This window comes from Blochmannia endosymbiont of Camponotus quercicola (genome assembly GCF_059935335.1).
This window is the reverse complement of sequence record NZ_CP011794.1, coordinates 608,399-622,243: the sequence shown is the minus strand read 5'-3', so window position 1 is coordinate 622,243 and position 13,845 is coordinate 608,399. Positions and strand designations below refer to the sequence as shown.

The 13,845-nt window shown below is 30.2% G+C and carries 9 protein-coding genes and 2 tRNA genes; 7 read left to right on the top strand and 4 right to left on the bottom strand.

Annotation, left to right across the window (positions count from 1 at the left end; translation table 11 throughout):
- The first annotated feature begins 71 nt into the window (after window positions 1–71).
- A tRNA-Ala gene (locus tag CBquer539_RS02605) sits at window positions 72–144 on the top strand.
- 192 nt (window positions 145–336) lie between these two features.
- Here CBquer539_RS02605 and CBquer539_RS02600 read toward each other — a convergent pair.
- A complete protein-coding gene (locus tag CBquer539_RS02600) occupies window positions 337–1,524 on the bottom strand; it encodes a NupC/NupG family nucleoside CNT transporter (RefSeq protein ID WP_500836318.1) in 1,188 nt (395 codons plus the stop codon).
- 340 nt (window positions 1,525–1,864) lie between these two features.
- Between CBquer539_RS02600 and CBquer539_RS02595 the strand changes: the two genes are divergently transcribed.
- Complete coding sequence (locus tag CBquer539_RS02595) at window positions 1,865–3,100, top strand: Nramp family divalent metal transporter (protein WP_500836317.1); 1,236 nt, start codon at window positions 1,865–1,867, stop codon at window positions 3,098–3,100.
- Window positions 3,101–3,511: 411 nt separating this feature from the next.
- Here the strand turns inward: CBquer539_RS02595 and CBquer539_RS02590 are convergent.
- The 3 genes from CBquer539_RS02590 to prmB all read right to left on the bottom strand — a co-directional run bounded on the left by CBquer539_RS02590 (window position 3,512) and on the right by prmB (window position 5,869).
- Window positions 3,512–3,583, bottom strand: a tRNA-Arg gene (locus CBquer539_RS02590).
- A gap of 282 nt (window positions 3,584–3,865) precedes the next feature.
- Window positions 3,866–4,930 (bottom strand): chorismate synthase, encoded by a 1,065-nt coding sequence (aroC, locus tag CBquer539_RS02585; protein ID WP_500836316.1) that lies wholly within the window; start codon window positions 4,928–4,930, stop codon window positions 3,866–3,868.
- A gap of 27 nt (window positions 4,931–4,957) precedes the next feature.
- Complete coding sequence (gene prmB / locus CBquer539_RS02580) at window positions 4,958–5,869, bottom strand: 50S ribosomal protein L3 N(5)-glutamine methyltransferase (protein ID WP_500836315.1); 912 nt, start codon at window positions 5,867–5,869, stop codon at window positions 4,958–4,960.
- 803 nt (window positions 5,870–6,672) lie between these two features.
- Between prmB and fabB the strand changes: the two genes are divergently transcribed.
- The 5 genes from fabB to folC all read left to right on the top strand — a co-directional run bounded on the left by fabB (window position 6,673) and on the right by folC (window position 13,221).
- Window positions 6,673–7,887: a beta-ketoacyl-ACP synthase I gene (gene fabB, locus CBquer539_RS02575; protein WP_500836314.1), complete on the top strand. Its 1,215-nt coding sequence runs from the start codon at window positions 6,673–6,675 to the stop codon at window positions 7,885–7,887.
- Window positions 7,888–8,337: 450 nt separating this feature from the next.
- Entirely contained in the window at window positions 8,338–9,462 is a 1,125-nt protein-coding gene (locus CBquer539_RS02570; protein WP_500836313.1) for a 4-phosphoerythronate dehydrogenase, read from the top strand.
- A 384-nt stretch (window positions 9,463–9,846) separates the two neighbouring features.
- Complete coding sequence (gene truA / locus CBquer539_RS02565) at window positions 9,847–10,632, top strand: tRNA pseudouridine(38-40) synthase TruA (protein WP_500836312.1); 786 nt, start codon at window positions 9,847–9,849, stop codon at window positions 10,630–10,632.
- 363 nt (window positions 10,633–10,995) lie between these two features.
- Window positions 10,996–11,859, top strand: a complete 864-nt coding sequence (gene accD / locus CBquer539_RS02560; protein ID WP_500836311.1) for an acetyl-CoA carboxylase, carboxyltransferase subunit beta — start codon at window positions 10,996–10,998, stop codon at window positions 11,857–11,859.
- A gap of 75 nt (window positions 11,860–11,934) precedes the next feature.
- Window positions 11,935–13,221 carry a bifunctional tetrahydrofolate synthase/dihydrofolate synthase gene (folC, locus tag CBquer539_RS02555; RefSeq protein WP_500836310.1) on the top strand — a complete coding sequence of 429 codons (1,287 nt, stop codon included), beginning with the start codon at window positions 11,935–11,937 and terminating at the stop codon, window positions 13,219–13,221.
- The last annotated feature ends 624 nt before the right edge of the window (window positions 13,222–13,845 follow it).

The following is a 13,845-nucleotide window of genomic DNA, read 5'->3' as shown; positions in this document are numbered from 1 at the left end:
AAACATATGTTGGGATTATTTGAATATAATATAATAAGGAAGGAAAGAGGAAGATTTGTAATTAATTTTGTGGGGCTATAGCTCAATTGGGAGAGCGCTTGCATGGCATGCAAGAGGTCGGTGGTTCGATTCCGCTTAGCTCCATTTATTTTTACATTTTCATTTTATATTATTTTTAATTATAAGTATGTACATGTACGTTTTCATTTTATTTTTTATTACACATTCATATTTTGTTTATATCAATAGAAAGTTTCTATACTATATATTAGTAGGATAGTCAGTAGTATATAATCTACATATATAAATTATCTTGATCGTGATTAGTAGTAATAATCACATAACTAAACCAGCTATGGTAGCTGATAACATATTAATAAGTGTAGAGCTGTATATTAGCTTCAATCCATAATGTGATATCACATTACCTTGTGTCTCATTAAGCCCTTTGATAGCACCTGTGATAATACCAATAGATGAAAAATTAGCAAACGAAACCAAGAAAACTGAGACTATTCCTATACTCTGAGATGACAAATCACCAGAAATTTTTTGTAAATCTATAATTGCAATAAATTCATTAGAAATTAATTTAGTTGCCATAATACTGCTGACTTGTAATATTTCATTGGTAGGTATACCCATAATCCAAGCAAAAGGAAAGAAAATATAGCCTAAAATTTCTTGTAAAGATGTATTAAATAATAATTTAAATGTTGAATTAAAAGCTGAAATGAGTGCAATAAATCCTATTAACATTGCCGCAACAGTAACAGCTATTTTGAATCCAATTAGAATATATTCACTTATAACTTCAAAAATATTTCGGTTGCTCATATAGAAATTGGTTATATATAGGTCTCGTTCTGTGTCTACTACATATGGATTGAGCAATGATAATATGATAAAAGCGCTAAACATGTTTAATATTAATGCAGCTATAACATATTTTGGGGTTAGCATGGTCATATATGCGCCAACTATGGAAAGAGATACCGTGGACATAGCAGTTGCTGTCATGGTATATATTCGCGCTTCAGATATATTTCCTATAATATCTTTGTATACTATAAAATTTTCGGATTGTCCTAAAATCAGTGAACTAACGGCATTGAATGATTCTAATTTACCCATGCCATTAATTTTAGATAGAATGGTCCCAATTATTCGAATAGCAAATGTTAATATGCGAGTATATTGTAAAATTCCAATTAGAGCGGAAATAAAAACAATTGGGCAAAGTATGTTTAAAAAAAAAGTAGCTAATCCTTGTGCATGCATTCCTCCAAATACAAAGTTCGTTCCTTCTGCTGCAAAAATTGATAATGTATTGAACACAGTACATAATCTTCGTACAGAATTTGATCCTAATTGGGAATGCAAAATAAAATACCCAAGTAAAATTTCTATTATCAATATTTGAAAAATAAAGCGTATACGAATGTTTTTCGGATTATTGCTAACAAATAGTGATAAAATTACTATTACAGCAAATCCTAAGATAAAATGCAAAATACGGGACACAATTTTCACTCCATTAATATAATATAGGAATTTTTCGTATTGCTCATTCTACACAAAAACAGCAATAAACAAAATTGGTTGTACGTGTTGTAATGAAATACGAACTCTATTTGTAATGCTATCTATATTTATTAAAAGATTATGAATGAATCTAAAAATATAATTTATAAAAGTTAGCCTATGCTATACTGTTGCTCTGTTATTTCAGAATATAAACAATTATAGTGAGATTATATCTTCAAATTCGATCGTTCAATAATTATTGTTCCATCATAGTATAATTACTGTATTTAAATATACAAAGTTAGTCGAATAAGATAATTTTATGAGGATTGTTAGTATGCTAAATGAGCAAAATTTAGTAGTTGAACGTCGTTCTACAAGAAAAATTAAATTTGCGTTACTTGGTCCTGCTTTTATAGCTGCTATTGGATATATTGATCCTGGCAATTTTGCAACTAATATACAAGCTGGAGCTACTTTTGGTTATCAGTTATTATGGGTTGTAGTATGGGCAAACATAATGGCTATGCTGATTCAATTGCTTTCTGCGAAATTAGGCATTGCTACTGGCAAAAATTTGGCGGAACATATTCGAGATCAATTCCCAAGGTCAGTTGTATGGATGTATTGGATTCAAGCAGAAGTTATTGCTATGGCTACAGATTTGGCAGAATTTATTGGAGCTGCTATTGGATTTCAAATATTGTTTGGTATGTCTTTGTTACAAGGTGCATTTTTAACAGGTTTGATTACTTTTTTAATTTTAACCTTACAAAGATATGGGAAAAAACTGCTAGAATTTGTTGTAGGAGGTTTGTTGTTCTTTGTCGCAATCGCTTATGTTATTGAGCTTTTTTATTCAAAACCTAAATTTATTGTATTGGGTATGAGCATGTTACTTCCAATACTTCCAAATAGAGAAGCAGTATTTTTGTCAGCAGGAGTGTTAGGAGCTACAATTATGCCGCATGTTATTTATTTGCATTCTTCTCTTACGCAAGATAATAGTATAACTGCAAGTAGAGCAGAGCGATATTCTTCTACAAAATTAGATGTTGCTATTGCAATGACTATTGCTGGTTTTGTGAATTTATCTATGATGGCTACTGCAGCAGCGGTTTTTCATTATAACGGATACACTGGTATTTCTAATTTAGATGAGGCTTATTTAACATTGACTCCTTTATTAAACCATACTGCTGCTATAGTTTTTGGTTTAAGTTTAACAGCTGCTGGATTATCGTCAACAGTGGTAGGTACTTTAGCAGGTCAAGTAGTTATGCAAGGTTTTGTTCGTTTTCATATTCCGTTGTTGTTGCGTCGTATTATTACTATGTTACCGTCATTTATAGTGATTTCTTTTGGGATTGATTCCACGCGTATATTAATAACGAGTCAAGTATTACTTAGTTTTGGAATTGCGCTTGCATTAATACCATTATTAGTATTCACCGGAGATGTTAAATTGATGAATGAATTAGTAAATTCTTCATGGATTAAGTGGGTTGGTTGGTTAATAACAATAATAGTCATAATATTGAATGTATATTTGTTGGTTGGCATTATTATTTAGTAAATCAATAAATTGATGTAAGCGATTTTTTAAAAATTTTATATTTTTGCCGCATAAATCATTCATATAGGCATATCTTTATTGTCATGTAGGTATATTTGTTGTCTAATTAAATAAAGTTTTTGAGATGTATGTATACAGTCAAATATTAATTATAACAATTATAGAATATTTTTACAGAAAAATATAAAAATGTTAATTATTTGTTTTAATGTTGTTTATATTTATAATTGTTTGTACGATAAATATATATAGATGATACGTAGCTTGTATACGTACACATAAATTATTATGTGTACGTATACAGGGTTTGTTTATTTCAGTGTAAACAGGTTATATATTTTATGTATATCATATATTTATTTAATTAACTTAGTATTGATTATAATATATGTATTATAATTATAATTGCGCCTTCGACAGGAATCGAACCTGTAACTAGCCCTTAGGAGAGGCTCGTTATATCCGTTTAACTACGAAGACTTATCTATTGCTATAGATTTATTGATCGTTATTATAATATATATAGTATGAATTCATAAATACTATCTGTAGAAATGGATGATGTACTGATGTAACTATTTATAAATATAAAGATTTATTGAAATATAATTTTTATTATTTCAATATGATTATTTAAAAGTACATTTGTGTTTAAGTTTGAAATAAACAGTTTGTAAACTGTAGTATTGTGCATGGCCATTAACGACTATACATGTGTTTATATTTTATAATTGCAGTATGTGTTTGATTGATGATTCTTTATTATATTATTTCACATTGCGCACGGTGTCTAAGTAGGTGATCCATTATAACAATAGCTATCATAGCTTCTGCTATGGGCACTACTCTAATTCCAATGCAAGGATCGTGTCGTCCTTCAGTAATTACGTGTGTTTCTTCATTTTTACATGTAATAGTTTTTCCTGGTACTGTTATGCTTGAAGTCGGTTTAATGGCTATATGTATAATAATTGGTTGTCCATTGCTAATTCCACCTAATATTCCTCCAGCATTATTACTTTGAAATCCATTTAATGTCATTTCATCTCTATGTTCGCTGCCGTGTTTAGTAATCACTGAAAATCCATCTCCAATTTCTACCCCTTTTACTGCGTTAATACTCATTAGTGCATGGGCTAAATCAGCATCAAGTCGATCGAATATAGGTTCTCCCAAACCGATTGGTATGTTTTCCGCTATTATTGTTATTTTTGCGCCAATAGAGTCTCCAGATTTTTTTAGATTATTTATTAATGCATCTAAGGCAGTTAATTGTTTAATATCAGGGCAAAAAAACGGGTTTTTATTTACTTGTTGCCAATCTTTTAAGTGACAATGGATGTCACCCATTTGCGCTAAAAATCCACGAATTTTTATATTTTTTTTGTTAAATAGATATTTTTTAGCAACAGCTCCTGCTGCTACTCGTACCGCTGTTTCGCGTGCTGAAGAACGTCCTCCGCCTCGATAATCTCTAATACCGTATTTTTTTTCATAAGTATAATCGGCGTGACCAGGTCGGTATAGATCTTTTATTTTTTCGTAATCTTGAGATCGTTGATCAGTATTTTTAATGATTAATCCTATACTAGTCCCTGTTGTTTTTCCATGAAAAACACCAGATAAAATTTCTACTATATCTAACTCTGATCGTTGACTAGTATAATGAGAAGCACCTGGACGTCTACGATCTAAGTCGTATTGTAGGTCTTTTTCTGTTAAAGGAAGATTCGGAGGTGTTCCATCGATAATACCGCCTAATGCAGATCCGTGAGATTCGCCAAAGGTTGTGACTCTAAAAAGTTGTCCAATGCTATTGCCGGCCATTATTTAATTCCTTAATTATTTAACTACTTAGTTTTTATTAAAAGATAACAATTGTTTATAAGTTAACATAAATACACCTTCTCCGCCGTTAGAAAGTTGTAACCAACGAAATGGTATATTTGGATAACATTTTATTAATGCTGTTTTAGTCTCGCCTACTTCGCATATTAAAATTCCATTTACGTTTAAATAGTGTGTAACATTCGTTAATATTTGTTGAATGATCTTTAATCCATTATTACCTGCAGACAAAGATATCACAGGTTCATGATGAAATTCTTTCGGTAATTGATATATATCCGAATTGTTTACATAAGGGGGATTAGTTACGATTAGATCGTATTTTAATTTTGGTAAACTGCTAAATAAGTTTGAATGAATAGGAAAAACACGGTGTTCTAAATTGTATAATTTAATATTATGTTCGGCTATTTTTAATGCATCTATAGAAATATCTACCGCATCTATTTTAGATTGCGGATAAACTATAGCAATTGCGATAGCAATACATCCGCTACCGGTACCTATATCAAGAATACGATATGGATAATGGGGCAATAGATTATGAAAATGTGATGTGATTAGTTCTCCAATTGGAGAACGAGGAATAAATACTCGTTTATCTATATAAAATTCTAAACCGCAAAACCATGCTTTATAAGTTAAGTAAGGTACTGGTATACGTTTATTAATACGATATCTGACTAGTTTGGTTATGTTAGCGCATTCTTTCCGGGTTAAACGAGCTTGGTACATGTGAGTTGGAATATTTATAGGTAAATACAAACTAGGTAATATTAAATGTAATGTTTCATCCCAAAAATTATTAGTACCATGTCCATAAAAAATTGGATTAGCATTAAATTGACTACTGCTCCAACGTAATATATCTAATATAGTATGCATTTCTATCAGTGTTGCTTTAGTTGTATCGTTCATAAATTGTAGTTCCTGTACTGATGTGGATATATGGATCTTTTTTAGGTTCTTGTGTTGAAAAATGTAATTTTTTTGAAGAATGATCTTAAGTATTATATTTTGTGATTTGTATACAGATATATTTGGATAGGAATCTTGGTGTTATACTAATGTAATAAACGTATAATAATGTTTATTGACTGTAGTATATATGCATATTTTATAAATATTTATGTAATAAATTTCCTACTCTAATATGTATTAGATAGTAATACATAATTATATAAAACTATCAATTAATGCACATAAATAAAAACTATATGCGTACGGTATACTCAGGTATCGTATGCAGCGCCTTTATTTTACAAATTGTAGGTATGTATTTGTGTTCATTGTGAATTGTAATTATCTGTCTTTGTTGCATTTTTGAGCAAACATATCGCTATTTTTTGATTTATAAGATGCAATGCTATCATTTTATGGAACAATATGCATCAATAATTCAATTAATTGTACATGATCTACACCTATTGTAAATATTAATTGTATTGGTATATGCTTGGCATTGGTATCGTATTATAATGATATAAGTATTAGTCACAATTGACATTTATGCCTGGGAATGTAATTGAAGGCACAGTATCCCAAACATAAATATAAATATTTTATGAGTGTTTATATGCATAATAATGAATTTTAATTTATTGGAATTATTTCCTATGCTAATGATTTTTTTTCGTAAGATTAACATTTTAGGTGGATGTCTTTCAGGTTTAGTGCGATTTTGATATTACAAAATATTATTATCATGAGGTATAAAAAAAATGAAACGCGTTGTTGTTACTGGTTTAGGGATTATATCAAGCATTGGAAATAATCAGAATGAAGTTTTAGTTTCTTTAAAAAACGGTAGATCTGGAGTTACTTTTTCTGAGGAATTAAAAGAATCTGGTATGCGTAGCCATATTTGGGGTAATATAAAACTTAACACCTTAGGTTTAATTGATCGTAGGGTTTCTCGTTTTATGAGTGATGCATCTATTTATACCTATTTATCTATGGAACAGGCTATAGTAGATTCTGGATTATCTGCAGGTATGGTTACTAATGATCAAACAGGATTGATTGTTGGATCCGGAGGGGGCTCTCCACGTAATCAAGTTTCTGGATCTAATGGGATGCGTTCGCGTGGTTTAAGAGGAGTAGGTCCTTATATGGTGACTAAATCTATGGCTTCAGGTGTATCGGCATGCTTAGCTACTTCTTTTAAAATTCGTGGAGTTAGTTATTCTATCAGTTCTGCTTGTTCTACGTCTGCACATTGTATTGGAAATGCAGTTGAATTAATCCAATCAGGGAAACAATCTATTATTTTTGCTGGAGGCGGGGAAGAATTATGTTGGGAAATGGCTTGTGAATTTGATGCTATGGGTGCGTTGTCCACAAAGTATAATATGATACCGGATAAAGCGTCTCGTCCTTATGACATTAATCGAGATGGATTTGTGATTGCGGGAGGCGGAGGGATAGTTGTAATAGAAGAGTTAACACATGCTTTAAGTCGTGGCGCACATATTTATGCAGAAATTATTGGATATGGGGCTACGTCTGATGGATGCGATATGGTTGCTCCTTCCGGAGAAGGAGCAATTCGATGTATGAAAATGGCATTAAGAGATGTCAGTGGTTCAATAGATTATATTAATGCGCATGGCACATCAACTCAAATAGGGGATATTAAAGAGATTTGGGCTATTCGTGAAATTTTTGGTGATCAACATCCTGCTTTTTCTTCTACTAAATCAATAACTGGTCATTCATTAGGTGCAGCTGGAGTACATGAAACCATTTTTACCTTATTAATGTTAAAACATGATTTTATTGCTCCAAGTATTAATATAGATCATTTAGATCCATATATAAAGGATATGAGGATTGTTATTAATAAGTCTATTTGCCGTAAATTAACAACAGTTATGACTAATAGTTTTGGTTTTGGAGGAACCAATGCCACATTAGTTATGAGTAAATATTCTTAAATGTTGTAGTAATATTTTTGATGGTATAATTATTACTGTAATTTGAGCGCTAAATGTGTATACATGAAATGTATATTCTAAATAAACATTTAGAGTACTGTGGTTTGTGTTAAATTATATTGCATTAATTGATACGTCATTAATTTTTATATAAATGTATTTATTAATATTGTGCGCTGTTATCTTGTAAGAAATTAGATTCAACACTGATTTATTCTAGAAGTATATATCATGATGATATTCGTAGCACTATGTGCCTCCTTGTTTGGGAGGCACATAGTGCTATTTATTTTTTATTTTGAAGTTATTTTTTTTCTTAAAAAAAGAAGATGTAATAACATATGATAATAATTTTATATTCTGTAATATTGTTATCAGTATGCTAATAAAATAAAATCATAAAAAATAATTATTTATATCTTACGTATAGTAACTGATTTGGAGGATAGTTTGAGAATTTTGGCTGATAAAAATATACCTCATATTTATAAATTATTTGGTTTACATAATACGGTGAAAATATATGAAGGGCGTGTTCTTTCGGATAAAGATGTAAGAGATGTAGATATTTTGATAGTACGTTCAGTGACAAAAGTTAATCAAATGCTACTTAATGATAGTTCTATTAGATTTGTGGGCACTGCAACCGCTGGAATTGATCATATTGATCAAAATTATTTGAAGAAGTGTGGAATTAATTTCGTTTATGCTCCAGGAAATAACGCTGTGGCAGTAGTGGAATATGTGTTTTCAGCATTACTCTGGTTGGCACAGCGAGATAGATTCTTTTTACGTGACAAAATTGTTGGAATTGTTGGAGTAGGACATATTGGGGGTTTATTGAATAAAAGACTACGTAACTTTGGTGTACATACTTTGTTATGTGACCCATTATTAGAAAAAATAAAACCAAATAAACCTTGGCAGTCTTTTAAAACATTGGTTTCTGAAGCAGATATTTTAACTTTTCATACTCCTTTAATTTATAACGGAGATTACCCTACATGGCATATGGTTAATATTGATGTTCTGGAAGCACTTCCTTCTAATCGTGTTTTAATTAATACTTGTCGAGGATCTGTAATAGATAACAATGCTTTGTTAAAAGTTTTAGAAAAGGGTAAGAAAATAAATGTGGTACTGGATGTGTGGGAAACAGAACCAGAATTATCTTTACCTTTATTATCTTATGTGGATATAGGAACCCCTCATATTGCCGGATGCACCATTGAAAGCAAAACACGAAGTATCGTACAAATATATAATGCATACTGTAATTTTTTTAATATTTTTGATACAATCAACGTATCTATGTTGGATTCTTCTATTATATATTATCTACAAGTGCAGAAAAAAATAGATGAGACATTATTATATAAATTAGTTAAGTTTGTGTATGACATATATTACGATGATGCTATGTTAAGACGATTTGCTGCTGTATCAGGGGGATTTGATAAAATACGTAGATACTATTTAGCTCGTAGAGAATGGTCTTCATTGTGCGTGGAAACTGATGTAGATTTTAATAGCGAGATATTAACTAAATTGGGTTTCAATGTGTGTTTAGTATGATATTATATTAATAATGCATATTATGTTTGCTTACATGATTAATACTTGTATTATAATCATGATTATTTCCATGTGTTTGATTTAAAAATACAAAAATAATCTTTTATTTGATTGATAATTATGTTGTTGTATTGATGTTTTTAATTAATAATTGAATTATGTATTGATTTTATTAATTTTTATTTTTGAAGGCACAGATGACACGTTGTTGTATTGTATGGTGATATCACATTTGGATTCGATTCACTCATTATATATATATGAGCCATACATATATATCATATATATATAATGATATGTTGTTGTCTTAATTTAAGGGGTCCATGCAATATTATTTTGCTATATAGACTAAGATTATCAACATATATTTAAATAAAAATTGTAATGCAAAAATTAGCTTTAGGTGTTGAATACGATGGTTCCCTATATTGTGGTTGGCAAAGACAAAGAGGTGCACCTAGTATCCAGGCTTATATAGAACATGCTGTAAACAAAATAACAGCTGAACCGACAACAGTATTTTGTGCGGGACGCACTGACTCTGGAGTGCATGCTTTAGGACAGGTTGTGCATTTTGAAACTTATTATCAACGTTCAAAGTCTGCTTGGATATTAGGTATTAATCGTTATTTACCGTCAAATATTTGTGTACGTTGGGTTAGATCAGTACATCAAGATTTCCACGCTCGCTTTAGCGCAATCTCTCGTCGTTATTGTTATATTATTTATAATGGGTGCGTAAGATCTGCTTTGCTTTTTAGCAAAACTTGGCATTATAAAAAATATTTAGATATTAATAAAATGTGTGATGCTGCTCAGTGTTTATTAGGAGAAAACGATTTTTCTTCATTTAGGGCCGCAGGCTGTCAGTCGTATTCTGCGCGAAGAAAATTATATCATATGCGTATTATACGTAAAGGTCAATGTATTATGATAGATGTGAAAGCTAATGCTTTTATGTATCATATGGTACGAAATATTGTAGGTAGCTTAGTAAAAGTTGGTTGTGGGGAACAATCAAAGACATGGATTTTAGAGTTGTTAAGAAATTGTAATAGATCGCTAGCCGGCGTGACAGCTCCAGCTAGTGGGTTGTATTTGGTAGAAGTTAAATATCCTTCATATTTTTCTATTCCTTCTTCTTTCATAGAGGAGTCGTGGTTTGTCTAAATACTCTTATATTGATCGATTATTATGATCATTATATTGATATCTATCTATATGCATCTATTTTTTAATGAATCATGAATCATGAATCATAAGTGATTATGTAATCATTTTATGTAAGATATCAATTGTGTGGTGAAATTATTTTCATTAAATTTTTATAAAAATGTACCACACAAAAAAAATTGTATAATGTTATTATTACGATTGTTATACTATTATGTAAATAAAATATCGGATTCATTAGGTTTGTATTTAATAGTAATGTATTTTTTAATGATTTAGAAACACAGTGTTGTTAATATTTACGGCAGATGAATATATGTAAAGTATATTTAATTCTGATTAAAAATTTAAAGGTTAAAAATGAGTTGGATTGAACGAATTCTTAACAAAAGTACTATTATGCCAATTCGAAAAGTGAATATTCCAGAAGGAATATGGACTAAATGTGACAATTGCAGTCAATTATTATATAAAAAAGAATTAGAACGTAATTTAGAAGTGTGTCCTAAATGTGATCATCATATGAGAATTGCAGCGAGAGTACGTTTGTTTTCTTTTTTAGATCAAGGAAGTACCTCTGAACTAGGAGGTGAATTAGAACCCAGAGATGTTTTAAAGTTTAGAGATTCAAAAAGATACAAAGATCGTTTAGTTTCAGCGCAAAAAATAACAAAAGAAAAAGATGCATTAATAGTTATGCAAGGCGCGTTATATGGTATGAAAGTTATTGCTGCTTCTTTTGAATTTGCTTTTATTGGCGGATCGATGTCTTCTGTAGTGGGAGCTCGTTTTGTGTATGCAGTGAATCAAGCGTTAAAAATTAAGTGCCCATTAGTTTGTTTTTCTGCAAGTGGTGGCGCTCGTATGCAAGAAGCTCTTATGTCTTTGATGCAAATGGCTAGGACTAGTGCTGCGTTAGCTATTTTACATGAGCGATGTTTGCCATATGTTTCTGTTTTAACCAATCCTACTATGGGAGGAGTGTCTGCTAGCTTAGCTATGTTGGGAGATTTAAACATTGCTGAACCAAAAGCGCTTATAGGATTTGCTGGTCCTAGAATTATTGAGCAAACAGTTAGAGAAAAATTACCGTTAGGATTTCAACGCAGTGAATTTTTGTTGGAGAAGGGATCTATTGATTTAATTGTACGTAGGCCAGAGTTACGGTTTAAAATAGCAAGATTATTAGCAAAGTTAACTCACAAACCAATACCGAAAAGTTGATTACTGAAGTTTTTTTAAATAGATATTTATTATTGGAAATGATACATATACTATATAATTGAAGCAGCGTAAGATATGAACAAAATTTCATCTATCCTTATCCCTACTATACAGTCGTCATTAAAAGAATGGTTATATTATATTGAGCGTTTAAATCATGTATCAATTGATTTAAGTATTGACAGGGTACGAGAGGTAGCTATTGATCTTGATTTGATACGTCCTGCGACGTATATTATATTAGTAGGGGGTACAAATGGTAAGGGTACTACATGTTGTTTATTAGAAACTATTTTATTAAATAATAATAATACAGTTGGTTTGTATACTTCACCTCATTTACTTTCTTATAATGAACGCATTCGCGTTGATGGGAAAGAGTTAGCAGATAGTGTTCATGTTGAAGCAATGTCTGTTATAGAATCTGCTCGTAATAATATTGCATTAACTTATTTTGAATTTGTTACGTTGTCTGCATTGTATATATTTAAGCAGGCAAAATTAGATTTAATTATTCTTGAAGTTGGGTTAGGAGGCAGATTAGATGCTACAAATATTGTTGATCCCGATATTTCCGTAATTACTAATATTGCGATAGATCATACTGATTTTTTGGGCGTGAACCGTGATATAATTGCGCAAGAAAAATCAGGTATTTTTCGTTCTAATAAACCAGCAGTAATTGGTGAAAGTTGTTTTCCAATGACTGTAGATAAAATAGCCCAATATTGTGGAGCAATATTATTCACGCGCGGGCGTGATTGGGATTTTAATGTTCACGCAAATCGGTGGATTTGGTGGAATTATCTTAGTTATCATAAATCGTTGTATAATTTACCGTTACCTATAATTCCGGTAGAAAATGCTGCTACCGCATTAAGTGTCTTATACTGGTTGCCTTTTTTGATTGATAAAACAGCTATATGTCACGGGTTACAAATGGCCACTTTACCAGGACGCTTTCAAATAGTTTCTCTCAGACCTTTTGTAATACTAGATGTAGGGCATAATCCTCATGCTGCTAATTATTTAGCTAAACGATTAGTTACTATTCTTTCAACAATAACAGGTAGTGTAAGAGTAGTTATAGGAATGTTAAAAAATAAGGATATTCAGGGTACTATATGTTGTTTAACTCACTTGGTTGATTTCTGGTATTGTGCTGATTTAAATACACCGTTTTCTGTGAGTCCTGAAGAACTATCTGATTGTTTATATAATTATAATTTTCAGCGATTTAGCAATATATTAGATGCTTGGAATCAAGCTATGTCAGATGCATCGTTTGATGATTGTGTTTTAGTATTTGGATCGTTTTATGCTGTAAGCCCTATCATGAGAAAAATAATGCATAATTATTAACTTATAATTTCCTATGCATATGTATGATAATTAGCATGAAGATTTGATGTAGTTAATTATTGAGATTAAATAGGTAGTTTCTATTATTTGACACAATATAAATAAAGAATAAAAAATTCAAAATTAATAATTTTAGTTATTGAGATATTTAATAGTATATAAATTATGTATGTTCTAAAAGGTTTATTGTAAAATAGCAAATAAGTTCGAAAAAATAATTTTTTATACGATTTTATGATTATTTATTTGAGAATAATTTTCCTAAAGAATTATTATAATAATATCTTAAATTTTAGTTAGTCTAATTATATTCTACAATTGTATTATTATTATTATGTTTTATGGTATCAAACAAATATTCATGAGTATATTATAACGGTGTGTAATATATACATAGAATTTACGTTATTGTTAATTATAGTTTATATTTAATCAAAATGATTGCATTAAGTAGTTTTATAATTAATAAAATCAGTTGTTAATAAATGATCAGAAAATTTGATTTTTTTATATAAGACTATTTATTACAAGTAAAATAATTGTTTATGATTTGTAGTAATTAAACTATATAATTGGGTGTTAATTTCGTCATTTAATAATAAAAGAAAAAAGGTATATAATTTG